Source organism: Youhaiella tibetensis, assembly GCF_008000755.1.
Taxonomy (GTDB): Bacteria; Pseudomonadota; Alphaproteobacteria; order Rhizobiales; family Devosiaceae; genus Paradevosia; species Paradevosia tibetensis.
The window spans coordinates 2,122,984-2,146,942 of record NZ_CP041690.1; the positions used below are offsets into that span (position 1 = coordinate 2,122,984).

The 23,959-nt window shown below is 64.6% G+C and carries 19 protein-coding genes; all 19 read right to left on the reverse strand.

Annotation, left to right across the window (positions count from 1 at the left end; translation table 11 throughout):
* On the reverse strand, positions 1 to 3,756 hold the full coding sequence (metH, locus tag FNA67_RS10325; RefSeq protein WP_147655978.1) for a methionine synthase: 3,756 nt from the start codon (positions 3,754 to 3,756) through the stop codon (positions 1 to 3).
* Between the two features lie 116 nt (positions 3,757 to 3,872).
* Positions 3,873 to 4,499: a glutathione S-transferase family protein gene (locus FNA67_RS10330; protein ID WP_147655979.1), complete on the reverse strand. Its 627-nt coding sequence runs from the start codon at positions 4,497 to 4,499 to the stop codon at positions 3,873 to 3,875.
* Between the two features lie 95 nt (positions 4,500 to 4,594).
* Positions 4,595 to 5,341, reverse strand: a complete 747-nt coding sequence (locus FNA67_RS10335; protein WP_147655980.1) for an ATP-binding cassette domain-containing protein — start codon at positions 5,339 to 5,341, stop codon at positions 4,595 to 4,597.
* 11 nt (positions 5,342 to 5,352) lie between these two features.
* Positions 5,353 to 6,552, reverse strand: coding sequence for an alanine racemase (locus tag FNA67_RS10340; protein WP_147655981.1), 1,200 nt, complete (start codon positions 6,550 to 6,552; stop codon positions 5,353 to 5,355).
* Between the two features lie 14 nt (positions 6,553 to 6,566).
* Positions 6,567 to 7,568 (reverse strand): ABC transporter permease, encoded by a 1,002-nt coding sequence (locus FNA67_RS10345; protein ID WP_147655982.1) that lies wholly within the window; start codon positions 7,566 to 7,568, stop codon positions 6,567 to 6,569.
* 48 nt (positions 7,569 to 7,616) lie between these two features.
* Positions 7,617 to 8,678: a substrate-binding domain-containing protein gene (locus tag FNA67_RS10350; RefSeq protein ID WP_147655983.1), complete on the reverse strand. Its 1,062-nt coding sequence runs from the start codon at positions 8,676 to 8,678 to the stop codon at positions 7,617 to 7,619.
* A 31-nt stretch (positions 8,679 to 8,709) separates the two neighbouring features.
* Positions 8,710 to 9,969, reverse strand: a complete 1,260-nt coding sequence (locus FNA67_RS10355; protein WP_147655984.1) for a M20 family metallopeptidase — start codon at positions 9,967 to 9,969, stop codon at positions 8,710 to 8,712.
* Positions 9,966 to 11,132: an ROK family transcriptional regulator gene (locus FNA67_RS10360; protein WP_244616600.1), complete on the reverse strand. Its 1,167-nt coding sequence runs from the start codon at positions 11,130 to 11,132 to the stop codon at positions 9,966 to 9,968. The genes FNA67_RS10355 and FNA67_RS10360 overlap by 4 nt, the downstream gene beginning before the upstream one ends.
* A 207-nt stretch (positions 11,133 to 11,339) precedes the next feature.
* Positions 11,340 to 11,477 carry a hypothetical protein gene (locus tag FNA67_RS21925; protein WP_170267286.1) on the reverse strand — a complete coding sequence of 46 codons (138 nt, stop codon included), beginning with the start codon at positions 11,475 to 11,477 and terminating at the stop codon, positions 11,340 to 11,342.
* Between the two features lie 81 nt (positions 11,478 to 11,558).
* The gene (locus FNA67_RS10365) at positions 11,559 to 13,385 is read right to left on the reverse strand and encodes a glycosyltransferase family 2 protein (RefSeq protein ID WP_147655985.1); all 1,827 of its coding nucleotides are present in this window, start codon (positions 13,383 to 13,385) and stop codon (positions 11,559 to 11,561) included.
* Positions 13,357 to 15,063, reverse strand: coding sequence for a cellulose biosynthesis cyclic di-GMP-binding regulatory protein BcsB (locus FNA67_RS10370; protein ID WP_147655986.1), 1,707 nt, complete (start codon positions 15,061 to 15,063; stop codon positions 13,357 to 13,359). The genes FNA67_RS10365 and FNA67_RS10370 overlap by 29 nt, the downstream gene beginning before the upstream one ends.
* The gene (locus FNA67_RS10375) at positions 15,063 to 16,271 is read right to left on the reverse strand and encodes an NAD-dependent epimerase/dehydratase family protein (RefSeq protein ID WP_147655987.1); all 1,209 of its coding nucleotides are present in this window, start codon (positions 16,269 to 16,271) and stop codon (positions 15,063 to 15,065) included. The genes FNA67_RS10370 and FNA67_RS10375 overlap by 1 nt, the downstream gene beginning before the upstream one ends.
* A gap of 398 nt (positions 16,272 to 16,669) precedes the next feature.
* Complete coding sequence (locus FNA67_RS10380; protein ID WP_147655988.1) at positions 16,670 to 17,356, reverse strand: PIG-L deacetylase family protein; 687 nt, start codon at positions 17,354 to 17,356, stop codon at positions 16,670 to 16,672.
* The gene (locus FNA67_RS10385; protein WP_147655989.1) at positions 17,353 to 18,636 is read right to left on the reverse strand and encodes an MGH1-like glycoside hydrolase domain-containing protein; all 1,284 of its coding nucleotides are present in this window, start codon (positions 18,634 to 18,636) and stop codon (positions 17,353 to 17,355) included. The genes FNA67_RS10380 and FNA67_RS10385 overlap by 4 nt, the downstream gene beginning before the upstream one ends.
* Positions 18,637 to 18,677: 41 nt before the next feature.
* Positions 18,678 to 19,718, reverse strand: a complete 1,041-nt coding sequence (locus FNA67_RS10390; RefSeq protein WP_147655990.1) for an ABC transporter ATP-binding protein — start codon at positions 19,716 to 19,718, stop codon at positions 18,678 to 18,680.
* 12 nt (positions 19,719 to 19,730) lie between these two features.
* Complete coding sequence (locus tag FNA67_RS10395) at positions 19,731 to 20,579, reverse strand: carbohydrate ABC transporter permease (protein ID WP_049705050.1); 849 nt, start codon at positions 20,577 to 20,579, stop codon at positions 19,731 to 19,733.
* Entirely contained in the window at positions 20,576 to 21,421 is an 846-nt protein-coding gene (locus FNA67_RS10400) for a carbohydrate ABC transporter permease (protein ID WP_049705051.1), read from the reverse strand. The genes FNA67_RS10395 and FNA67_RS10400 overlap by 4 nt, the downstream gene beginning before the upstream one ends.
* Before the next feature lie 73 nt (positions 21,422 to 21,494).
* The gene (locus FNA67_RS10405; RefSeq protein WP_147655991.1) at positions 21,495 to 22,760 is read right to left on the reverse strand and encodes an ABC transporter substrate-binding protein; all 1,266 of its coding nucleotides are present in this window, start codon (positions 22,758 to 22,760) and stop codon (positions 21,495 to 21,497) included.
* A 22-nt stretch (positions 22,761 to 22,782) separates the two neighbouring features.
* Positions 22,783 to 23,829: a LacI family DNA-binding transcriptional regulator gene (locus tag FNA67_RS10410; protein WP_049705052.1), complete on the reverse strand. Its 1,047-nt coding sequence runs from the start codon at positions 23,827 to 23,829 to the stop codon at positions 22,783 to 22,785.
* Positions 23,830 to 23,959: the final 130 nt, after the last annotated feature.

Below are 23,959 nucleotides of genomic sequence, written 5' to 3' on the forward strand. Positions count from 1 at the left end.
CTACTCGGACTTCGGTGTGTAGTTGAGGATGGGGCCGAGCCAGCGCTCGACCTCGCGGATCTCCATGCCCTTGCGAGCGGCGTAGTCCTCGACCTGGTCGCGTTCGACCTTGGCCACGCCGAAATAGTAGCTTTCCGGATGCGAGAAATAGAGCCCGGAAACGGACGATCCCGGCCACATGGCATAGCTCTCGGTCAGGCTCACGCCGATGCGCTGCTTGGCGTTGAGCAGATGGAAGAGGGTGGTCTTCTCGGTATGGTCGGGCTGGGCCGGATAGCCCGGAGCCGGGCGAATGCCGTCATAGGGCTCCTGGAGCAATTCCTCGATGGCGAAGTTCTCTTCGGGTGCGTAGCCCCAGAACTCCCTGCGCACCCGCTTGTGCATCTCCTCGGCAAAGGCCTCGGCGAAGCGATCGGCCAGGGCCTTGACCAGGATGGACGAGTAGTCGTCGTTGCTGCGCTCGAAGCGCTCGGCGATGGCGTTTTCTTCCAGGCCAGCCGTCACCACGAACCCGCCGATGTAATCGGGCTTGCCGCTCTCGAGCGGGGCAACGAAATCGGAGAGGGCCATGTTGGGGCGGCCGTCACGCTTGGTGAGCTGCTGGCGCAGCGTGTAGAACGTCGCCAGTTCCTGGGTCCGGGTGTCGTCGGTGAAGACGCGGATATCGTCGCCCACCGCATTGGCCGGCCAGAAGCCGATGACGGCCTTCGGCCGGAACCAGTTCTTCTGCAGCACGGTCTTGAGCATGGCCTGCGCGTCGTCCCAAAGCTGACGCGCAGCCGCGCCCTGGTTCTCGTCGTCCAGGATCGCCGGGAAGCGACCCTTGAGTTCCCAGGTCTGGAAGAAGGGCGTCCAGTCGATGTATTTGGCGAGCTCGTTGAGATCGTAGGTCTCGAAGACGCGCGTGCCCAGGAACGTTGGCTTTGGGGGCGTGTAGGCGCTCCAATCCGGCCGGAAGGCGTTTTCGCGCGCGCGAGCCAGCGGCAGGCGCTGCTTTTCGGCTTCGCTCTGGGCGTGCTTCTCGGCGACCTTAACGTATTCCTCGCGCACCTGGGCGACGTAGTTGTCACGCTGCTCGGCCGACAGCAGGCTCGAAACCACGCCGACGGCGCGGCTGGCGTCGTTGACGTAGACAGTCTGGCCGCGCTCGTAACGGGGGCTGATCTTGACCGCCGTGTGGACGCGACTGGTGGTGGCGCCCCCGATCAGCAGCGGAATGTCAAAACCTTCGCGCTCCATCTCGGCGGCAACATGGACCATTTCGTCGAGCGAGGGCGTTATGAGACCGGAAAGACCGATGACATCGACGTTCTCGGCACGCGCCGTCTCGAGAATCTTGGCCGTCGGGACCATGACGCCCAGGTCGATGATCTCGTAGTTGTTGCACGAGAGGACCACGCCCACGATGTTCTTGCCGATGTCGTGGACGTCGCCCTTAACGGTGGCCATCAACACCTTGCCGGCCGACTGCCGCCCGCCACCGCCGCCGGCAAGCTTTTCGGCTTCCATATAGGGCAGTAGGTGGGCCACGGCCTGTTTCATCACGCGGGCCGACTTGACGACCTGGGGCAGGAACATCTTGCCCGAACCGAAAAGGTCGCCCACCACGTTCATACCGCTCATAAGCGGACCTTCGATGACGTCGAGCGGCCGCGACGCTTCGAGGCGGGCCTCCTCGGTATCGGCATCAATGAACTCGGTGATGCCGTTGACCAGCGCATGGGCGATGCGCTCCTGCACGGGCTTGAGGCGCCAGGTAAGATCCTTCTGGCTGCCTTCGGACTTGGCGCCGCCGCGGAAGCGTTCGGCCAATTCGAGCAGGCGGTCGGTGGCGTCGTCGCGGCGGTTGAAGATCACGTCCTCGATGGCGTCACGCAGCTCGGCATCGACGGACTCGTAGACGGCGAGCTGCCCGGCATTGACGATGCCCATGTCCATGCCGGCCTGGATGGCATAGTAGAGGAAGACCGCGTGCATGGCCTCGCGCACCGGCTCGTTGCCGCGGAACGAGAAGGAGAGATTCGATACGCCGCCCGAAACGTGGGCGTGCGGCAGCGTCTCCCGGATGGTACGGGTCGCCTCGATGAAGGCCTGGCCATAGCCGTTATGCTCGGCGATACCGGTGGCTACGGCGAAGATATTGGGATCGAAAACAATGTCTTCGGGCGGGAAGCCGACTTCCTCGGTGAGGAGTTTGTAGGCTCGCGAACAGATCTCGACCTTGCGTTCGTAGGTATCGGCCTGGCCCTGCTCGTCGAACGCCATGACGACGACGGCGGCCCCGTAGGAGCGCACCAGCCGCGCATGATGGAGGAAAGCCTCGACGCCTTCCTTCATGGAGATCGAGTTGACCAGCGCCTTGCCCTGGACGCACTTGAGCCCGGCCTCGATGACCGAGAACTTGGAGGAGTCGATCATCAGCGGCACGCGCGCGATGTCCGGCTCGGCGGCGAGCAGGTTGAGGAACTCAACCATCACCTTTTCGGAATCGATAAGGCCTTCGTCCATGTTGATGTCGATGACCTGGGCGCCGTTGGCGACCTGATCGCGCGCCACTTCAAGGGCGGCCGTGTAATCACCCGCAGTGATCAGCTTGCGGAAGCGGGCCGACCCGGTGACGTTGGTGCGCTCGCCCACGTTGACGAAGGGAATGTCCTTGGTGAGCGTGAAGGGCTCAAGGCCCGAGAGGCGCAGCTGCGGCTCGATCTGCGGAATGGCCCGGGGTTTGTACTTGGCCACCACCTCGGCGAAGGCGCGGATATGGTCCGGCGTCGTGCCGCAGCAGCCACCGACGATGTTGACCAGCCCGTCGCGCGCGAAAGTCTCGATCTGGCTGGCCATGAACTCGGGACCTTCGTCATAGGCGCCGAATTCATTGGGCAGGCCCGCATTGGGGTAGGCGCAGATGAAGGTGTCGGCCACGTCCGAGAGCTCTGCGACGTGCGCGCGCATGGCATTGGCGCCGAGCGCGCAGTTGAGCCCGATGGTGAAGGGGCTTGCGTGCCGCACCGAATACCAGAAGGCGCTAGGGGTCTGCCCCGAGAGCGTGCGGCCGGAGAGATCGGTGATGGTGCCCGAAATCATGATCGGACGCGTCAGGCCACGCTCCGCGAAGATGCGCTGGGCGGCAAAGATGCCGGCCTTGGTGTTGAGCGTATCCGTGATGGTCTCGAACAGCAGCAGGTCGGCGCCGCCGTCGATGAGGCCGTTGATCGCTTCGCCGTAGGACTGGACGATCTCGTCGAACGTGATGCCGCGATGGCCGGGATTGTTGACGTCCGTGGACATGGACGCGGTCTTGTTGGTCGGCCCGAGAGCGCCGGCCACGAACCGGCGGCGGCCATCGCGCTCTTCGGCGAGCTTCGCCGCCTCGCGCGCCAGCCGGGCGCCCTCGACATTAAGTTCGTAGGCGAGCGACTGCATGTCGTAGTCGGCCATCACGATCGACGTGCACGAGAACGTGTTGCTCTCAACGATATCGGCACCGGCCAGGAAATACTGCAGGTGGATGTCGCGGATAGCGTCGGGCAGGGTGAGGTTGAGCAGGTCGTTATTGCCGCGAACGTCCTTGTGCCAATCCTTGAACCGCTCGCCGCGATAGCCGGCCTCATCGAGCTTGAGCCCCTGGATCATGGTGCCCATGGCTCCATCCAGGATCAGGATGCGTTCGGACGCAGCCTGCTTGAGCGCCGCCAGCACTTCCTGGCCGTCGGGCAGATTGGATGAATCGAGTCGGGGAGCGAAATGAACAGTCATGGCAAAACTACCGCTTGGCCCAACTCCTGGGAGGAGGTCGGGGCGCGAACAGGGATATAAAGATTTCTTTATATGATTGCCCCGGATGAGGCAAGCAACCCCTCGCGCCCGTTCCTTCAGGCGAGGCCGGCGAACGGCGCTCGCCAGGCGTCGATCGCCCAGAGGCGGTCGTGCCAGGCCTTTACATTGAGGAACTCGTCCAGAGGAAGCTGCGCGCGCTCGGCAAAGGGCAGGGCGCTTGCCACGCGGAAATCCGCGTAAGTGAGCCGGTCGCCGACAAGCCACTCCCGGTCGCGCAGCGTCTCGTCGAGAATGCCCGCAAAACGCCGGAAGTCGTGCCCGGTCGATTCCAGCAGGCGCGTGTCGGGGTCGCGGCCCATGAACTGGGGCACGATGATGTTCTCGAAGTAGAACGTGCTGCCCGCCAGGGTGAAGTGATGGGCGCTCCAGCTGATCCAGCGCAGCATTTCCTCGTGACGCTCGACCGGCCAGAAGGACCCGCCGGCATTGTTGGAAAGCCGGAAGGCGATGGCATCGGTCTCCCAAAGCGGTTCGCGTCCATCTTCGACCAGGACCGGTGCGAACGAGTTCGGGTTGAGTTCGATGATTTCGGCGCGATCGGTGCCCATCGGATCGACTCTTCTGAACGTCACCGGCGCATCAAGATGGCGCGCGACGGCGACCGCCACGCGGGGATTGAGATTGTGGGTGTAGTAAAGTGTGCCTGCGGAATTTGCGCTCACGTCTTCCTCCGTCCTGCCGTTGTTTCAGGTTTGCGGAGATTGGTCGATCCGCGCGTGCGCAGATCGACAGTGGCGGCAAAAAAAGTCTGCGGCGTCTAGTTGACGCCGGTGATCATGGCAATGATCTCGTTCTTGTCGGTCCTGGCGGTTTCCCGGATGCCGATCTGCTTGCCGCGGCGCAGTACGCAGATGCGGTCGGAAAGCCGGAACACCTGGTCGAGGCTGTGGCTGATGATCAGCACACCGATATTGCGGGCCTTGAGGGACTCGACGATCTTTTCGACCTTGGCGGTCTCGGCGACGCCGAGGGCCGCCGTGGGCTCATCAAGAAGGATGAGCTTGCTGGCCCAGCGCGTGGCGCGCGCAATGGCAACACCCTGCCGCTGGCCGCCCGACAGGTCACGGATCGTGGCATGTGGCGAAGGGATGCGCACGTCCAGTTCGTCGACGAGCTTCTGCGTCTCGTCGATCATGGTGCGGCGGTCGAGAAGGCCCAGCGGTCCCTTGGTCAATTCGCGCCCGAGGAACATGTTCATGTAGACCGACTGCTGATCGGCGAGGGCGAGGTCCTGGTAGACCACCTCGATCCCGTGGCTGCGCGCCATGGTGGCGCTGCTCATCGATACGGTCTGATCCTCGATCGTAATGGTACCGGAGGTGGGAGAGTGCACCCCCGAGATGATCTTGATCAGCGTCGACTTGCCCGCGCCGTTATCGCCGACAAGCGCCACGATCTCGCCGGGATGGACGTCGAGGGAAAAGTCCTCGATGGCGACGACACCACCGAAGGCCTTGCGGATGTTGCTCAGTTGAAGCACGGGGGCGGAAGTCTGTTCTGCCATTTCATCCACTCCTAGACCGGCCAGCTTTCGGGTTCGCCGAACCCGTTCTCGATGCTCTCGACCTTGGGCTCGCCCTTCGAGATGCCCGAGACGCCCACCACGTAGGCGCGGGTGACGAAGGCCTGGCCGCGGAAACCGAACACGGCCGTGTCGCCGACCTTCGGCTTGCGCGGTCCTTCCGCGTCGATCATCGCGTAGTAGTCGATCGCAGAAGGCGGCGGGATTTCAACGCTCAGCAGCGCCGAGGCCGCAGTCGTCGGCTCGTCGGAGACGATGGCCTTGACGTCGTAGTCGGGGAAGATCGGGTCGATGTAGAAGCCGCCGCCGAAGCAATAGGCCTTGCCGCCCGAAAGATGCGACACCTCCGTGAGGTAGAGCACCGCCGGCAACTCGGGCAGGTCTTCCATGACGTGCAGCGCCGTGGTGCCGTGCAGGCCATTACCCGGCTCGCATTGGGTGGCTCCAGCCTCTGCGAGGCCGGCAAGAAGAACCGAGGACGTGGTGCCTGGCGCGTTGACTTCAATGTCGGAGCGGCCGGCCTTGCGCAGGGCGTCGCGCGCCCTGGTCAAGGTTGCCAGGTTCGGCGTCGGCTTGACCTTGCGCGACGCGTGGTCGAACAGCAGCGCGGGGAAGGTGGTGATGCCGGCAAATCGACCACCTTCGACGGCATCGAGAGCCTCGGCCACGGCCACGACGTCGGAGGCGTCGAAGCCACCCTCGTGGCCGCGGTAGAAGGTGTCGCCCTCTGCCTTGATGCGGGCAAGGAGGTTCTGGACGTAGCCGGCCGCCTTGGCTCCGGCGCCGGCCTCGACAGCCTTGGACTGGTTGAAGACGGTCCAGTAGTCGGGCCGGAACCGGGCGGCGGCGGCGTTGGATTCGTGGCGCGGAACCTGGGTCAGGTGCCCGAGGTGGCCGACCTTGAGCCCGGCATTATGGGTCGCACGAGCGCAGGCCATGTCGACCGCCACGGAACGATCGATTCCGCCGCGCATGACGGCTTTGGAGAACGAACTGGCGCGGCCGACCTGCTTGGTCATGGCGAAAATCTTGAGGCCCTGCTTGTCGGCCTCCTGCTTGAGGACGCGTGCATTGGCTTCCACGGCATCGAGGTCGAGCACGTAGGCGTTGGCGGGGATGCGCCCCTCGCGGTGGAGCGCCATGGCCGCTTCCACAAAACCCGGATTGCGGCGGCGAAGAACTTCAAGAAACATGATTGCGACCCCTGTCAGCGGGTTTTTTCGCGCAGCGAGACTGCCACGGCGACGAGGATGATGAGGCCTCGCACGATCATCTGATCGGAGACCGACAGGCCCATCAGGATGAGGCCGTTGTTGAGCATGCCCATCATGAGCGAGCCAACGAGCGCACCCACGACCGAACCCTTGCCGCCGTTGAGCGCCGTGCCGCCCACGATGACGGCAGCGATGACCGTCATCAGGTCGGTTTCGCCCAGCGTGTACTTTGCCGCCTGGAGGCGACCGGCATAGAGCAGGCCCGCAAGGGCGGCGAGGCCGCCGCTGACCATGAGCACGGTGAGGCGCACGCGCGGCACCTTGATGCCCGAGACGAGCGCGGCGCGGGGATTGTCGCCGGTGGCGAGGACATGCGCGCCGAACCTGGTCTGACGGAAGATGATGTGGCCGGCGATGACGGCGATGACCGTCCACCAGATGAGCGATGGGATGCCGAGGAGTGAACCCGACCCGAAGAAGCCCGTGAAGGTGGAATCGGTGACCGGGATGGAGCGCAGGTTCGTCAGCGAGCGCGCGACACCGGCGAAAAGCCCCATCGTGGCAAGGGTGACGAGAAACGAGGGCAGGCGGAGATAGGCGACAAGCACGCCGTTGATGAAGCCGATGAGAAGGCCCGCGCCGAGACCGGCGAGGATGCCGGCAAACATGCCCAGGCTCCCCATGGTCACCGCCGCCACGAGCGCCGAGACTGCGACGGTCGAACCGATGGAAAGATCGATTTCGCCGGCCGACAGCACGAAGACGAGGCCAATGGCCATGATGGTGGCCGGGGCCGTCTGCAGGACGATGTTGGAAAGGTTCCGCGTCGTCAGGAAGCCGCTATCGCGCAGGACGATGGCGAAGAACAGGAAGATGGCCAGAAAGCCGACATAGACGACGTATTGCTGGATATCGATCCGCCCGAGCGCGGCCCTGAAGCCGCCGGCCGGTGTCAGCCCGGCGGTCGCGGCGCCGGTAGTCCTGGGTGCTGTCATTGACACATCCTCCGTAGAGGGGCGGAGCCGAAGCCCCGCCCGAGCGCCTTACTTCGCGGCGTCGAGAACCGACTGCGGCGCTTCGCGGTTGAGCGAGTCCATCCAGCCCTGGGCGACATTGTCCTTGGTGACGGTCAACGCCGGAGCGACGACGAATGCCGGGGTGGCTTCGCCGAGGAGCGACTTGAGGCCGACCGCCGCCATGGCGCGTCCGAGTTCGTACGCCTTGTCGGCGACGAGGCCCACCACGTTGCCATCCTTGACCATGTCGAGCGCGACCGGCTCGGAGAGGTCGAGGGTGACGATCTTGGTGTGGGTGTTGCCGGCAGCGCGCAGCGCGGCAAGCACGCCGTCGGCCGGTTCGGCCCAGGTGACGTAGATGCCATCGAGATCCGGGTTCTGCAGCAGCATGGCGCTTGCCAGCTCTTCGGCGCGGGCCGGGTCGGAGATGCCCTGCTCGGCGACGATCTTGATGTCCGGATAATCCTTCTCGATGGTGGTCTTGAAGGCGTTGTCGCGCTGGTTGGTCACATAGTAGCTGGCGTCATGGAAGATCCAGCCGACCTTGCCCTTGCCGCCGATCGACTTGGCGAGGACGTCCGCAGCCTGCTTGCCCATCTGGAAGAGGTCGTCGGTGACGATGGAGGCGTAGTCGGTGCCCTGCGTGTAGCCGGCCGGAACGTTCGAGAGGAACACCAGCTTGACCCCGCTCGATGCCGCTTCCTTGAAGGCTTCGGCAGACGTCACCGGATCGAGCGGCAACGACAGGATGACGTTGGGCTGGGCCGCGAGAGCCGTCTCGATGTCGGAACGCTGCTTGGCGGCGTCGAACCCGGCGTCGGTCTGGACGACGACGTCAACGCCTGCCTTGGCGAATTCGTCCTTAGCACCGGCCGAGACGGCATTGGTGAAATCGGACGAGGTGTGCCAGAGGAGCGCGGCCTTGTAGCCCTTGTCCTTGAGGGCGGCGAGATCGGCGTCGCTCAACTGGATATCGGCCGAAGGCGTAGCGCTTTCCCCGTTCGGGCCAACGGTCTGCGCGAGGGCGCCATGACCGGCAAAGAGCGAACCGGCGAGCAGCGCCGTCGCGAGAAGTTTGGTGAAGTGCATGGTTGGTCTCCCTTATGACTTTCCCTGTTGCTTAGTCTTCCACCACCCCGCAGTAGCGGGCGATGAAATGAGCGAAGGCCACGATCCCTGAATAGTATTCCTCGAGGCTGACGCGCTCTTCGAAGGTGTGGCAATTGCGGATGTCGCCAGGCGCGCAGTAGACGGCCGGGACATTGAGTCCGTTGATGAAGAAGGGCGCCTCCGACCAGAACGGAGCCCCTTCGAGCGTGCCGCGACCGGCCATGGTGTCGCCCACGATGCGCGAGAGCATCTGTACGGGCTCGGCTGACGGATCGGTCTGCGAGGGCGAGCCGCCGACTGCATGGTCACGGCCCGCGGGGTAGGCGATCCGAACCTTGATCTCGGGGTCATCAATGGCACCGCGAACGACCTGCTCGATGGCCAAGGCCGCCTCGTCGAGGGATTCCCCCGGCAGCAACTTGCGGATGAGCGAGAGCTTGCACTCTTCAGGCACGGCGATGAAGCCACCGCCCTCGAGCCCGGTGATCAGCAGGAATGCCCGGCCAACGAGCGGATGCTCCGCCCTTGCGGCGATCTCGTCGGAATGGGCCCAGAGCGCCGACATGACCTTGTGGCTGGCCTTGAGGGCATCCTTGCCCAGTTCCGGCACGCCGAAATAGGCCGATTTCCCGGTGATGGTGATATCGGCAATGAAGAAGCCCATCTGCGCCGGGTAGACCGCCAGCCGGGTCGGTTCGACATAGATGGTGAAGTCGGGCAGGGCGACAGTGCCCGCGCGAATGCGGGCCACGTAGTCCTTGACGCCGGCCGAAACCCCGGTGCCCGGTTGCCCGCTTTCCTCGTCACCGACGAAAGCAAAGGCCACGTCGCCCTTGAGGCGGACGCCGGCCGCGTCGAGAAGCGAGAGCGCGGCCAGGCTCGAGCAGATGCCGGCCTTGAGGTCACCCGATCCGCGCCCCCAGACCTCGCCATCGATCAGCGGAGCGGCAAAGGGATCCTCGCGGTCGGTGCCCTTCCAGTGCTCGGCCCAGCCATCGACGTGGACGGTATCGCTATGCCCGATGAAGAGCAGCCTCTTGCCGCCTCCCGCGCCCTTGCGTTCGCCCCAGATATTGGGACGCCCGGGCAGGAAATCGGCCTTCGAGAGCGCGCCGATACCACGCCTCTCCATTTGCTCCTGGAGATAGGCGACGAAGTTGGCCTCGTTCCCCGTGATGCTCTGGCGCCCGATGGCGCCCCGAAACAGGGCGAGGGCGTCGTTCCGGTCGAGCGCGGCAGTCAGGCGGTTGCTGAATTGGGCCTCGGTCACTGCAGGACTCCACTGATGGAAACGGCGTTGGCAGGGGGAAGCGAAATCTTGCCGTTCGGCGCATCGGCGCCGAAGAGCGTGTTGTGGAGGTGGCTCAGCCCGATGGCGGCCGCTCCGATAAGCGTGGCGTGGGTCCCCAGCTGGCTGGCCTCGACCTGGACGGGAGAGGGGAAGCAGAGGGGCAGGAAGGTCTTGACCCGCTCGATGAGCTCGGGCCGGCCGCCGATCGAGCCGCCGAGGATCACCTTCTCGGGGTTGGCCATGGCGCAGATGGCGCCAATGCCGAACGCCAGGTAGTTGGCGGTATCGTTGAGAACGGTCAGCGCGGAGGCATCGCCTGCATTGGCCAGCTCGAAAATCTCGGGCACCGAGGCCTCGGCCTGCGCCAGCTCCCGGTACCGGCGCATGATGCCGACGGAAGCGACGACCCGCTCGTAGGCCCCTGCACGCAGCGATTCCGTATCGAAGGGATCGGCGCCGAAGGGCAGGAAGCCCAGTTCGCCCGCGGCATTGCCCGCACCCCGGATCAGTTGCCCGCCCAGGATGAGGCCGCCGCCGACACCGGTGCCGAGCGCGACATAGGCGAGGTTTTCGATACCCTGCCCACCGCCCAGCCAGTTCTCGCCGAGAACGGCGAGATTGACATCATTCTCGAGCATGACCTCTGCCCCGAGCGCCGAGGACAGCGCGGCGGCCACGTCGATGGAATCGAAATCGCGGATGTTGGGGGCGAGGAGGACACGGCCCGTGCCGCGCTCCGGCACGCCGGGGGCGCCGATCACGGCGACCTGCACGCGCTCGAACGGCACGTCCCTGGTGGCCGCCACTTTGCGCGACAGCGCGGCGATCTGTTCGACCACGAAATGTCCGCCACGCGGATCGGTCGGAGCGACGTCCTGGGCGATGATCTGGCAGGTGAGGTCGCAGACGGCGACCCGAACCTTGGTGCCGCCGAGGTCGACGGCCACGATGTAGGCGGCGGTCGGGACGAGTTCGTAGGTTACGGCCGACCGCCCCACATGCCCCTGGGTCCGTCCGGTCTCGCGCACCCAGCCCTCTTCCTCGAGCTGGCGGACAATTTCGGAGATGGTCTGCTTGGAGAGGCCGGTCTGCTTGGCAATCGAGGCGCGGGAGATAGGGCCATCATGAACGATGGTCTCCATTACGGCACGAAGGGAAAACTGTCGCGAAATCCGCGCCGTAGGTGCCACGCTGCTCTCTCTCATTAATTCGTTCCCTCACCGAACTATTGCAAACGGATAAGGGAGCCGTCAAGGGGAGGTCGCGTCAGGTCGTGGGAAAACCAGGTTGCGGCGTAAGCTGAAACCTGCGTCAGAACATCAATAGTCGTTGATAACGTACTGAAAGCGCTATGGAAGCATCGCCGAGACGATCACGCCCTGGTTGGCGCGCACCGAGGCGACTTCGGCCTTGCCGGTCAAGAGGGCGTGCACCGCGAAGGGCGGCAGCATGAACAGAAACAGGAAAGCCCAGAGCGGGTAGCGCATGATCTCCAACTCCCCGCGACAGCGGACCGATGAAGGCTAGCAATCCCGACCGAACGTCAGGCTACCCGATTAGGTTGCATTTTATCGATCCCGGCTTTCGCGGCCTGCCGACGGGGCCGCTGCGATACTGAGCACCGATTCCAGCGTCAGATAGGAGCGCAGCAGCCGGAAGCCGACATATTCGGGCAGGCCGATCAACGCTCCGACGCGCCCGTTGGCGAGCGCGGCAAACGCGCCCATGAGGGCCGGCGCACCGAGGAGCACCGCCAGCACCGCCTGACCGGTCAGGGTTCCGGTCGGATCGAAGGCGAGCAAGAGGTGCAGGGCACCGAAGATCGCCAGCGGAACAGTCATGGCGCGGCGCGCTGAATTGAGCAGCATGAACGGCAGCACCACCTTGCCGCGCACCGAAAGATCCCAGCTATCGAGGTAGGTCCGGTTGCGCGCACTCACGTGGTAGACGGAGCGGAACCAGCGCATGCGCTGTTCGCGCAGATGCTTGTAGGTCCTGGGAACCTCGGAGACGTAGACGACCGAGGGATCGGAGACGACGCGATTGCCCAACTCGCCGATGCGCAAGGAAACGTCGGTATCCTCCCCGTTCATGCCCTGGACGAAGCCGCCTACGTCGCGAACCAGGGCCGTGCGGTAGGCAGCGAACATCCCCGGAACGCCGATCGTGCCGTCGAAGGCGCCATAGGCTACCTGGTAATAGCCATGCTTGAGCAGCACTTCGAGGGTGCGGGCGCGATCGAACGGTCCATCGCCCGGCGCAATGGGCATGCCCCCAACCACCCCGACATCGGCACGTGAAAAGTGGCGCATGGCGCGCGCAATGGTTTCACGCTGAACCTGGGTATCCGCATCGATGCGGATGACGAACTCTGTCGCCGTTTCGGCAATGCCGCGGTTGAGCGCCAGGGCCTTGCCCGGTGTCGGCACGTCGATGACGCGCCCCCTCAAGTGTCTGGCGTCCGAAAGCGCGGCCGAGGCAACGGCGATTGTCTCGTCGCTCGAGGCATTGTTGAGCACGATCACCTCCACCTTGCCGTCGTAGACGGCAGCAGAGGAGTCGATGGCGCCGATGGTCCGCGCAATGACGTGGGCCTCGTTGTGGGCTGGCACGATGACCGTGACCGGCGGAGCGAAGGCGCTCCTGCGGCGCAGGATCGCCTGAAGCGTGCCATCGACGTAGAGAACGAAGAAAAGCGTCGGCAGGAACAGGAAGACGCCCGGGCCGGTGCCGCCGAGCAGCGCGACGTTTCGCAGATCCAGCACCAGCGGCAGGTCCATGCGATCCACACCGACCGCAATTGCGATCGAAAGGGCGACCGCAATCGTGAGGCGCACCAGCGAGGCAAGCTTGTAGCGGCGGTTGAACGGCGCATCCGCCCGCGCCGGCATGCTGCCGTGGTCGAGCAGCTTGGCCGAAAACACGAAGAAGCCGATGAGCCCGGAGAGAATCTCGATGACGTGCAACGAGTAGACGAAGCCAGCCAGCCGATAGCCGACGATGTTGATGGCATCGAGTGCCCCGACGACGAGCACGTAGTAGAGCAGGAGCTCGAGAAAGAAGCGGATCTTGCCGCGTAGGGACGAGCCGAACATCGTCGAGAACGCCACGTAGAACGAGACGATGAAGATGCGCAGGGGCACCGAATGGGTGCCGATATAGGGTGAGAAAACGAAGTCCCGGTTCGGAAAGGCTTGCGCCAGCACCGGTACACGGTTGATGGCGAACAGCAGGATCACGCTCATGACCGAGAAGATCACGAGCACGAGGGGCGCGCTCCAGAGGGGAAGGGAGCGCGTGAGCCTTGCCGGAGCGCTATCGACGGACCAGTATTGGTGTCCGCCCGCCGCGCTCGGCTGGGTGCCCTCAGTGACGCTGGACGAGGATAGCGACATCGCCTCGCTTCATCCCCCCGAGCAGCGAGGCCATTTCGGTCTTGCTCAGGTCGTGCACGGAAATCGGGTCGTTCGCGCCGGCCGTTGACGACATGATCAGGAGCTGGCCCGCCCCGGCCGAAGCCGCGCTCGCAGGTGTCAGCAGCGATACCTTGCGCAAGGCATCGGTCAGCGTGTCCCCGGTCAGCACGGTCAGCGTGACCGGCGCCGTGTCCTCGCCGAACGCCATGTTGGCGCCAATGGGCAGGAACTGGGCGAGCATCGCCGAAGCGCGGCTGCCCTGGGCAGCATTGAGCTTGCCCTCGACAGTGAGCCCGATCGAGCCGCTGTTGGCCAGTTCGCGAACCAGGGGCGACCAACCCTCGGAAGGCTGAACGCCCGGCGTCAGCGTGGTGGTGGGCAACAACTGGGCCTGGGCATCCGGACCCGCCCGGCAGATGCTCTCGTTGGGAGAGGTGTCCACCAGCTCGATCAGGATGCGGTTGGCGAGGGCCTGCTGGGCCGCCGGCAGGTCGATCGGCAGCTCGATGCTCTTGGCCTTGCCGTCGATGCGACGGCTGTCGACCAGGTTGTTGTTGAGCGAGATGCGCAACACCCAGTCACGGTTGTCGGCCAACTCGCTCATCTTGATCGCCAGGTTGAGGCGGGCAGGCATCAGGCCACCCGGAAGATCGGCGAGCTTGTAGTCGATGGTCCAGCGCTTGGAGCCGCGGAAGTTCTTGACGATAGTCTCGCTGCCGAGCGTTGCTGCATCCACGGGCCAGTAGCTGGCGATCGCGGGAGCCTGACGTTCGGCCGCGCGCAGTGCGACGAGCCGTTCGACGCCCGCCTGGCCGGCAAGCTGGAAGCTGCTCTCGCCCAACCGCGCGATCGGGGTGGTGCCGGCATTGGCGACGAGCACGCGCGTACCGGCCCGCTCGGCGCCTTCAAGTTCCACCAGCGAGGCGATGCCCGAGCGGTGCAACTGCTGGTCGGCCCAGAGAGCCGCCGCCAGGTCGGCGCCCGAGAGGCCCGGCACCAGGTTCATGGGGCCGGTCGCGGCGATGAGGGCAGTCTCGGGATCCTCGACCTTGTCGTAGGTGACGAGCGTCATGGCGCTCGAGGGCAGGAGCGTTACGGCGCTGCCGGAATTGGCGGCATCTGTGGGGCAAATCTGGCCCGAATTGGTGTTGCCGCGCCCCGAAAGGGTCAACTCGACGTCTTCGCCCAGGAGGTCCGAGGCGTCGAGCGGCACCTTGACGGTCTGGGTGGCCTTGCCGCTGTTGAGCACGACCTGCGTGCGGTCCCTGCCGTTGACGGCGATCGTCATGCGGCCGTCGCCGTGCTCGGCGAGCTCGGTTTCGAAAGCCAGGTCGAGGCTGCCGCTGGTGAAGCTTACGCCCGGCGGAACGGCGAAGCGGATCTGCGTCTCGTCGGGAAAGCCGGCGAGGCCCATCCAGCTTCCCTGCAGCGGGCGCAGGACCTTGAGCTGGGTCGCCGCCACATCGGTGCTGCCGGTGACCGTGTTATCGACGCCGGTCTCGGACGCCCCCGTCATCCGGGAAAACGAGGACCGCACCTGATCGGCCATCCCGGCGATATTGGCGCCGACATCGTCGCCGCGGGAATAGACCATGGCGGTGCCGACGACGGCGAAGGCCAGAACCGCAACCAGGGCTAGCCGCAGAACGTCACGCATCACGCAGCATCCTTGCGGCTCTTGAGGGTGCCCGGGCGGGTGTTCCTGGTCCAGAGGGCCGTGGCCGGAATGGCGCGCACGTCATAGCGATCCTTGTAGCGGTCGGCGATCTCGAGCGTTTCGGCCAGAAGCGCGTCGCGCAGGAGAATCGGCTCGAGGCCAAGCGAACGGAAGGTCTGGTTGGAGACGCGCAGGGTATTCTCGGCCGCTTCCTTGCGCGGGTTGTCTACGAAGGCCACTTCGGCGCCTGTGGTTTCGGCCACGAGTTCAGCGAGATCGGAAACCCGGTGCGTCTCGGCCACCTGGTTGAGGATGTGCACGCGCTCGCCACGTGCGGGCGGGTTGGCCACGGCCAGCGACACGCAGCGCACGGTATCCTGGATGTTGATGAAGGCCCGGGTCTGGCCGCCGGTGCCATGGACGGTCAGGGGATGCCCGACCACGGCCTGCATCAGGAAGCGGTTGAGCACGGTGCCGTAGTCGCCGTCATAGTCGAAGCGATTGATGAGGGCCGGATCGAGCCGGGTTTCCTCGGTCTGTGTGCCCCAGACGATACCCTGGTGCAGATCCGTGATGCGCAGGCCGTCGTTGCGCGCGTAGAACTGGAACAGCAACTGGTCGAGCGACTTGGTCAGGTGATAAACGCTACCCGGCTGAGTGGGGTAGAGGATCGAGCGCGGATATCGCGTCCCGTTCGGCCCGGCGACCGAAACGTCGAGATAGCCCTCGGGCAGTTCGAGCCCATCCCCATCATAGCCGTAGACGCCCATGGTCCCGAGGTGGACAAGGTGGGCGTCGAGGTCGAGCTCGACCAGGGCAGCCAGCAGATTGTGGGTGCCGTTGATGTTGTTGTCGACCGTGTAGCGCTTGTGGGCGGCGTCGCGCATGGAATAGGGCGCCGCGCGCTGTTCGGCGAAGTGCACGACGGTTTGCGGGGCGAAGTCGGCCAGGTAGGCGCGCAGGCCGTCATAGTCGTGGGCGATGTCGATATTGGCGAAGGACAGCGTCCTGCCCGACACGCGCTTCCAGGCGGCGATGCGCCCGGGCATGTCGGCGATCGGGGTCAGGCTTTCGACGCCCAGCTCGGCGTCGATGCGCCGGCGCGAAAGATTGTCGATGATCGCGACCTGATGGCCTTCGGCCGAAAGCTTGAGCGCCGTCGGCCAACCGCAAAAACCATCACCACCCAGAACAACAATACGTGCCATGAAAGTCTCCAAACGCACCCGCGCCGCCGGAAACATCCGGCCGCGTTACTGGCTTCACTCGCGCTGACGAGAAGCGGGCTTGGCTCCGTCCGAACCGGACGAAACGACGCCGTATATGCACGTGGTCGGCGGTTCGACCAAGTGCGGTTAGGAATTTGGTAACATCTGGGATTAAATTCCGCCGGCCTGCCTTGAGACAGGCGGGCTGCGCGATATCATTTCAGATATTGCCCGCCTCGTAGAACAATGTGGCGTAGAATTGGCGGTCGGAAGGACAAGTGTCCTGGAATGCGACGATTTCAGGAACGGTTTCGCGCTCAACTCGCTGTGACTTTTTGTCCGAGAGGCATAGCCCGATATGCGTGAGCATAAGGCGCTATGCGTGCCGGCGGTCGTCGTCAGGTTTCGGCTCGGTTGACGACAGCTCGAACCGGAGGGGCAGGGGGCAGCAAGTCGCGGATGTCCACGAACGGAAAGGCCGGCTCGAAGCGGAAGGCTTCGGCGTAAACCGTGGCGTTCGCCTGGTTGGCCTGCTGGCCGCGAAAGCCGTTGAGCTGGCGGCACGCCTCGACGAAACGCTCCGGCGATTGCGAGTCGTGGCAGCGGATCGCGGCGAGCTTGGTCTCGAAATGCGCCGAGACGTCGATGTAGTAAGTTGGCTCGAACGCAACGCCGCGCAGATTGTCAGCATGCAGGACGGGCACGGAGAACGAGGACGCAAGCCGTGCCGCTTCGCTGAGCGCACGATGGTCGCCGTGGTAGTCGTTGGGCGCATGGGTGATGACGAGTTCCGGACGCTCGCGGGCGAACAGCGCCTTGAGCGCCATCACCAATTCGCGGTCGGGCACCAGCTCTCCGTCCGGAAAATCGAGGAATTGCGGCGTGACACCGATCAGCGCGGCGGCATCGCTCGCTTCCTGCTTGCGCAGGCGGCTCAGGGCACCCGGATCGCCCTTACCGCCCTTGCTGCCGTCAGTGGCGATGGCAAATGCCAATTCGTCCCCGCGCGCTGCATAGGCGCACAGGGTGCCGAACATGTAGATTTCGATGTCGTCAGGATGCGCGCCAAGCGCCAATACCTTCATCGCCGCCCTTGTTCCACGAACTCGATGACCATTGCCGCGGTCCAGGTGAAACGTCCACCCCCGCACGGCTCGCCCGTCAAGGGATCGTAGTATTCCGCAAAGCCGGAGCGGGCAATCAGTTCAAGACTCGATTCGACGATCCGCGCGGCGATCTCGGTCTCTCCGGCGGCTTTCAGGCCATCGGCGATCATGTAGTTCATCACCAGCCAGGCCGGACCGCGCCAGTAACGCTTGGCTTCGAACCGGGTGTCCGCCGGGTCGTGGGAGGGCACGATGTATTTCACGAGCCCGGCCTGCCGCTCAATGGTGCGCGCTATTCCGCGCGCCTGCTCGGCGGGGATGGCCGCGAACACCGCCAGCAGCCCGCCGATCGAAGCGCTGTCGATGAGCATTCCGGTGGTGCGGTCCTGGCACACATACTGGCTATGAGCAGCGCTCCAAAGGCTCCCGAGCGCCGCAAGCCCCTTTGCAGCGCGCGCCCGGTTGGCGGCAGCGATCGCTGGCTCCCCCAGGGCATCGGCGAGATCGGCCAGATCGGTACAGGACCGGATCAGGATAGCGTTGAACCCGGGATCGACGACCTGGAAGGGAGAGGCGTCATGGAGACGAGAATTATCCCACCCCAGCGCACGGAAATGCTCAACGAGCCACAGATAGCGGTCGTACTGCGCCTTGGTCGGGCGGTGGGCAGGATCGGCGTGCTGGGTATCGCGCCGGGTATAGGGCGCGACGCCCTCTGTCGGCACGCGCTCGAAGGCTTCATCCCAATCGATGGAATTGTCGCGTCCGGACTCCCATGGGTGGAGAATGGCCACCAGGCCTTCGCTCCTTGGGTCGCGGTTGGCATAGAACCATTCGTGCCACGCATCGACCTTGGCCAGGAGCCCACGGGCGCGCTCGGCCGCCGCTGCCTTGTCCTTCGCCCGATCATAGAGGCGGCGGATCGCAAAGCCGGCGACAGGCGGCTGGGTAATGCCCGATGTCGCGGTCGGCCGGTTCGTCCCCCAGACGTCCGGCCCGGGGAAATAGCCGTCCGAATAGACGTGGAAAACGATGTGCGGGACCATGCCGTCAGGCCATTGATGGGCGAAGAGCGTCTCGATCTCCGTCCAAGCCCGCCCCTCGTCGTAATGGCTCTGCCCAAGCGCGGTAAGGCACGAGTCCCAGTTCCACTGGAACGGGTAGAGGCCCTTGGTGGGCACGGTATAGGTGCCCCGATCGTTCTCCTTGAGAACTTCGAGGGCGTGGTCGTAGACCTTGGCGGGATCAAGGGAAGTCATGGCGTGCTCTGCAGGGGTCAGGGGGAAGAAAGGGGCCGGGGCTAGACGGCAAGTTCGGATTGCGGGTCGAACCAGCGGATGCGGTCAGGCTTGGGGACCAGGCTGAGTTCGTCCCCCGGCGCGACGCGCATGTCGGAATCGAGCACGGCCCTGAAGAGACCGCCGCCGACTTCGCAGGTGACAAGCGTATGTGCGCCGAGCGGCTCTACCACTCGCGCCACGGCCTTGAGACCGCCTTCGGCCACGTTCACGTCCTCCGGACGAATGGCGAATTCGAGCTTGTCCTGCTGGACAGCCGGCCCATCGAGCGTAAGGTCCGCGGCCTGCCAGCGTCCGTCGCCAAGGCGGCGCGCGGTGATGAAGTTCATCGGGGGATTGCCTATGAAGCTTCCCACGAAGCGCGCGGCCGGATTGCGGTAAACCTCGACCGGGCTCGCAGCCTGCACGATCCGCCCGCCGTTCATCACCGAAATGCGGTCGGCAAGGCTCATGGCCTCGACCTGGTCGTGGGTCACGTAGATGGTGGTGGTCTTGCTCTCGGCCAGAACGCCCTTGAGTTCGGCGCGCATTTCGAGCCGGAGCAGGGCATCGAGGTTGGAGAGCGGCTCATCCATGAGAATGACGTCCGGCTCCATCGCCAGGGCGCGTGCCACCGCCACGCGCTGCCGCTGCCCGCCCGAGAGCTGGCCCGAATAGCGCTTGAGTAACTGCTCGATATGCATGAGTTCGGCGGTGCGCTTGACGCGCTTATCGACCTCCGCCTGCGGCAGCTTCTTCATGCGCAGGCCGAAGGCGATGTTCTCGTAGACCGTCAGGTGCGGGAACACCGCATAGTTCTGGAAGACCATGGAGATGCCCCGCTCGCGTGGCGGCAGATGGTCGACACGGCGACCGCCGATCCACACCTCGCCCTGGCTCGGCGTCTCGAGCCCGGCAATGATGCGCAGCAGCGTGGTCTTGCCGCAGCCGGAAGCTCCCAGCAGGACCATGAATTCCTGGTCGGTGATGGTGAGGTCGATGGCGTGGAGCGCCTTGAAGCTTCCAAAACTCTTGGCGACGTTCTTGATGACGATTTCGGCCATTGGCAGGTCTCCTTAGCGGTTCGCGATGCCCCACATCGCAAACAGGTATTTGCGAACGGCGAAGATGAAGAGCAGCGCCGGCACGACGAGGGCGGCGCCGCCGGCGAATTTGAGGTGCAGGGGCGAGACGTTGAGGCTCTGGAGCAGGAATGCCGTCAGCGTGCGGTTCTGCACAGTGAGCACGGAGGCGGCGAAGACCTCGTTCCAGGAGATGGTGAAGGCGAAGATAGCCGAAGCCGCGATGCCCGGAAGCACCAGCGGCAGCACAACCCGCTGAAACGCCTGCGCCCGGTTGCAGCCAAGGGTCCAGGCGGCTTCCTCCAACTCCACGGGGATGCCCGAAAAGATGGAGAAGGTGATGAGCACCGCAAAGGGGATGGCGAGCGTCGTATGCACGAGCGCAAGCCCGATGGGCGTGTCGTCCAGTCCGACCTGGATGAACATGACCGCGATGGGCAGGGCCAGCAACGGCAGCGGGAATGCGCGCGTCATGAGTACGAGCAGGCGAAAGGCGCTCTTGCCGGGGAAATCGAAGCGCGACAGCGCATAACCTGCCGGCGCGCCGATGCCGATGGCGAAGACCATGGTAAGGACGGCCACCAGCACCGAGTTCCAAAGGGCCTTGGCGACGCCCGAAAAGCCGATGAAGAACTGCAGCGAGCCGAAATCGAACCCTGGCAACCCGGTCTTGGGGAAGCCTGTCACCTGGGCTGGCGAGGACAGTGCGTTGACGAGAAGCAGGTAGATCGGCACGAGCACCCAGGCACACATAAGGACCGTGCCCGCCACGAAGACGAAGCGGCCGGCGCGGCTGACTTCGGCGACCGCCTGGGGCTGGTCGTTGCTGGCGACGTCGGTCATATCGTTGCTCCTTTCGGCACCCGGAGCACCCTGAGGTAAACCAGCGTCGCTGCGATCGAGATCGCCAGGATGACGAGGGCGTAGGCCGCTGCCACGTTCGGGTCGCGCAGGTTGAACTGCCAGTTGTAGGTTTCACCCACCAGGACCGGCAGCGTGGTCCCGCCCAGGGCGACCACCACTGCGAAGACCTCAAAGGCCGCTATCGTCCTCAGGATGAGGGCGGTCTGCAGGCTTGGCCGCAGCATTGGCAGGGTCACTTTTCGGAAGCGCTGCCAGGGGCTTGCGCCGAAAACCTCAGCCGCTTCGTAATATTCCTTGGGAATGAGGCCCATGCCCGAAACGAGGATGACCATGACGATGGCGGTCGCCCGCCAGACCTCGGCGAGGACCACGGCGATGAAGATCACCCAGATGTTCTGATAGCCAAGGAAGAGGATGGGTTTGTCCACGATCCCCAGGCTCACGAGCAGCGAGTTGAGGAAGCCCGATTGCTCGAAAATGGCCAGCCAGATGATGCCCGCCGCCAGGTCGGACAGCCCGAGCGGAATAGTGAAGATGTAGAGGATGGTGTTGCGGCCGGTCTTGAGGCGCATCACCACCGAGGCCATGGCAAGCGCCATCACCAACTGGATCGGCACCACGATCGCGGCGAGGAGGATGGTGTTCCAGAACGTGGCGGGAAACTTCCAATGCCCGACCATGGTCTGGAAGTGTTCGAGCGTGAACGATTGCCCGTCCGAGAAAGCCAGGACGGCGATCTGGACGAACGGATAGAGGAAGAACACCAGCAGGAACAACGTCGCCGGCAATAGCAGCAGGTAAGGCAAGGCCCGTTGCGGCATGGATCATCCTTGCTTGGCTGTGGAGCAGAGGAGCGTCCGGCCCCCGCGATGGAGGCCGGACGCCAGCTGTGGCTTATTCGACCGGGCAGGGCCCTTCGGACGCCGCATCGGGCGTCCAGCAGGGCGCCTTGGCGTCGACCATGATCTTGCGCAGGACTTCCGCCTGCTGGTCGAGAACCTGGCGCACGTCCTGGTTGCCCAGCACGATGCGTTCGAACGTGTCGGTATAGGCCTGGTTGAACTGGCCGCCGAGGTCACCCAGGCCGACCGGCAGAAGCGCCGGCAGGGCATCCGGAGCGCTGGTCATGGTCGCGACGGCCGGCCCGAGGGCGCGGGCCGAGGCGGGCAGATCGGCAGGCAGCGGCGCGTCCGTGGTCGGGAAGAAATTGGTGGCAAGCAAGGTCGCAACCTGCGTCTCAGGCTGCATCATGTACTTGACCAGTTCCTTGGACTTGGCCGGATCGGGCGCCCATTTCGGGATGGCGAGGCCGGCAAGCACCGGCATGAACGCCCGACCCTTGGGACCGGCAGGCGCCGGGAAGGCGACGAAGTCGTCGGGCTTCTGGTTGAAGGCCTCACCCAGTCGGGCGATGTGGTCGAACGCCACCCAGACGTCGCCGGTCAGCAACGGCTCCTGCATGAAATCATAGTTCGTGGAGGCCGGGTTGGTGTACTGCCAGAGCTCCTTGAACTTGTTCCAGGCCGTTTCAGCTTCGGGCGAGCGGAATTTGGTCACTTCCGAAGCGGTAAAGGCCGGCAGCAGGAAGCCCTGGAAGAACCGGTGCTTGAGGCCTTTGGGGCCGGCCGGGAAGCCGAACTTGGGCGAGCCGGTCTGCTCGGCCATGTTCTTGGCCCAGGCGATGAGCTGGTCATAGGTGAGCGCGTTGATATCGGCGCCCTCCGGCAGATACTGCAGAGCCTGCTTGTTGGCGGCCATCACGTAGTTGGCCTGCATCCAGGGCAGGTATTTCTGCTCGCTGGTGCCGAGCTTGCCCAGTTCCATGAAGGCCGGGCTCGGCTTGACCGCGCCGAGATCGATGTCGGAGAGATCCATCCAGTCGTCCGGATAGGTCGAGAGCTCGCCATGGAGCGCGCCGACGACGCCGATTGCGCCCGACCCGGCCTTGGCCTCGGCCTCGATGCGGGTGATGAACGGGCCCGGGTCCTGCGCCTGGAAGTCGACGCCGTCAAAGCCCTTAAGGACCTGCTCGCGCATCTTCTGGGTTTCCTCGACCGGGACCGCCTGGTTCGACCAGAACAGCACCTGTGCGTTGGCGGAGCCAACCAGCGCTGTCATGGCGAGCAGGGCGCCCGCCAGGGTTTTCTTCGTATTCCTCATCACTTACCTCCCTTGATGAACGTCATTTGCGAAAGTCGTCCGGCACCGGCCCGTGGCTGGATCGTGAGATGAGCGTGGGCCGGATGAGTTTGGTCAGCGGCTCTGGCGGCCGCCTTTCAATGACCTGCACCAGCATTCCCGCGATCTCGCGGGCAGCGTTTCTGGTTCCCGTCTCGAAGGTCGTCAGCCCCGGCGGCGCATAGGCCGACGCGGCAATATTGTCGAAGCCGATGACCGACAGGTCGCGCGGGATGGAGATGCCGGCTCGCGCCGCCTCCTCCATCACGGTCAGCGCCAGTTCATCGAAGAGACCGATAATGGCGCTCGGGCGCTTTTCGGCATGGAGCAGCCTGTTGACCGCGGCAACCGTCGCGCCTCGATCGAAGCGGGGCGCGCTCACGATGTCGAGCGTCACGGACGGGTCGCCACGACGCACCATGGCCTCGCGCAGTCCGCGCTCCCGCAGGTGGCGGAAGGTCATGGCGTCCGAAATGCTGACCAGGCCGAAATGGCGGTGACCCAGGTCGTAGAGCAGGTCGAAAGCTTCCGAGAAGGCACTGATGCTGTCGGCATCGAGCCAGTTGAACTTCTTGCTTTCATCGAGAAGCCGGCCGTGGGCGACGAACGGAAAGTCGCGCGACATCAGGTAGTCGATGCGCTCGTCGGCCTCCCCGATACGGGGCACCACGATGCCGTCCGCGCGCCCGGATTCGACCACGTGCTTGAGGACGGCGAGTTCCGACTGCCCCTGTTGCACCGTGGCGATGAAGAGATCGACCCCGTGGGGGACCAGGCCCTCGCCGAGCCCGGTGACGAATTCACCGACATAGGAGTCCACGAAGTTCGGGCCGCGGACCGGCAGGATGAACCCGACGAAGCCGCTGCGTCCGGAGACGAGCTGACGCGCGGCCATGTTGGGCACATAGCCATACTTGCGCGCCGCCTCCACGACCCGCTGCCGGGTCTTGAGGGCGATGGCCTCGTGACCGGCCAATGCGCGCGAAACTGTGGTGATGGAGACGTCGAGCTCAGCGGCGAGCTCCCGCAACGTCTTCCCCTTTGTCGACATCGTTCCTCCCAAAACGATTCCATTTTGAACGTTTGCAATGAATTCGAGTTCCTTTGCAAACGTTTTAAATTCTTAGGACGTTTTTTCCTGTGCGTCAAATGCGAGGTCCGTGGGGGAAGGGAGCGGACGT

Coding starts and splice junctions, on each gene's coding strand:
- FNA67_RS10405 (WP_147655991.1), bottom strand. CDS start 22,760: ATGAGGAATACGAAGAAAACCCTGGCGGGCGCCCTGCTCGCCATGACA.
- FNA67_RS10390 (WP_147655990.1), bottom strand. CDS start 19,718: ATGGCCGAAATCGTCATCAAGAACGTCGCCAAGAGTTTTGGAAGCTTC.
- FNA67_RS21925 (WP_170267286.1), bottom strand. CDS start 11,477: ATGCGCTACCCGCTCTGGGCTTTCCTGTTTCTGTTCATGCTGCCGCCC.
- FNA67_RS10365 (WP_147655985.1), bottom strand. CDS start 13,385: ATGTCGCTATCCTCGTCCAGCGTCACTGAGGGCACCCAGCCGAGCGCG.
- FNA67_RS10340 (WP_147655981.1), bottom strand. CDS start 6,552: ATGTTTCTTGAAGTTCTTCGCCGCCGCAATCCGGGTTTTGTGGAAGCG.
- FNA67_RS10345 (WP_147655982.1), bottom strand. CDS start 7,568: ATGACAGCACCCAGGACTACCGGCGCCGCGACCGCCGGGCTGACACCG.
- FNA67_RS10380 (WP_147655988.1), bottom strand. CDS start 17,356: ATGAAGGTATTGGCGCTTGGCGCGCATCCTGACGACATCGAAATCTAC.
- metH (WP_147655978.1), bottom strand. CDS start 3,756: ATGACTGTTCATTTCGCTCCCCGACTCGATTCATCCAATCTGCCCGAC.
- FNA67_RS10360 (WP_244616600.1), bottom strand. CDS start 11,132: ATGGAGACCATCGTTCATGATGGCCCTATCTCCCGCGCCTCGATTGCC.
- FNA67_RS10410 (WP_049705052.1), bottom strand. CDS start 23,829: ATGTCGACAAAGGGGAAGACGTTGCGGGAGCTCGCCGCTGAGCTCGAC.
- FNA67_RS10385 (WP_147655989.1), bottom strand. CDS start 18,636: ATGACTTCCCTTGATCCCGCCAAGGTCTACGACCACGCCCTCGAAGTT.
- FNA67_RS10375 (WP_147655987.1), bottom strand. CDS start 16,271: ATGGCACGTATTGTTGTTCTGGGTGGTGATGGTTTTTGCGGTTGGCCG.
- FNA67_RS10400 (WP_049705051.1), bottom strand. CDS start 21,421: ATGCCGCAACGGGCCTTGCCTTACCTGCTGCTATTGCCGGCGACGTTG.
- FNA67_RS10350 (WP_147655983.1), bottom strand. CDS start 8,678: ATGCACTTCACCAAACTTCTCGCGACGGCGCTGCTCGCCGGTTCGCTC.
- FNA67_RS10395 (WP_049705050.1), bottom strand. CDS start 20,579: ATGACCGACGTCGCCAGCAACGACCAGCCCCAGGCGGTCGCCGAAGTC.
- FNA67_RS10335 (WP_147655980.1), bottom strand. CDS start 5,341: ATGGCAGAACAGACTTCCGCCCCCGTGCTTCAACTGAGCAACATCCGC.
- FNA67_RS10370 (WP_147655986.1), bottom strand. CDS start 15,063: ATGCGTGACGTTCTGCGGCTAGCCCTGGTTGCGGTTCTGGCCTTCGCC.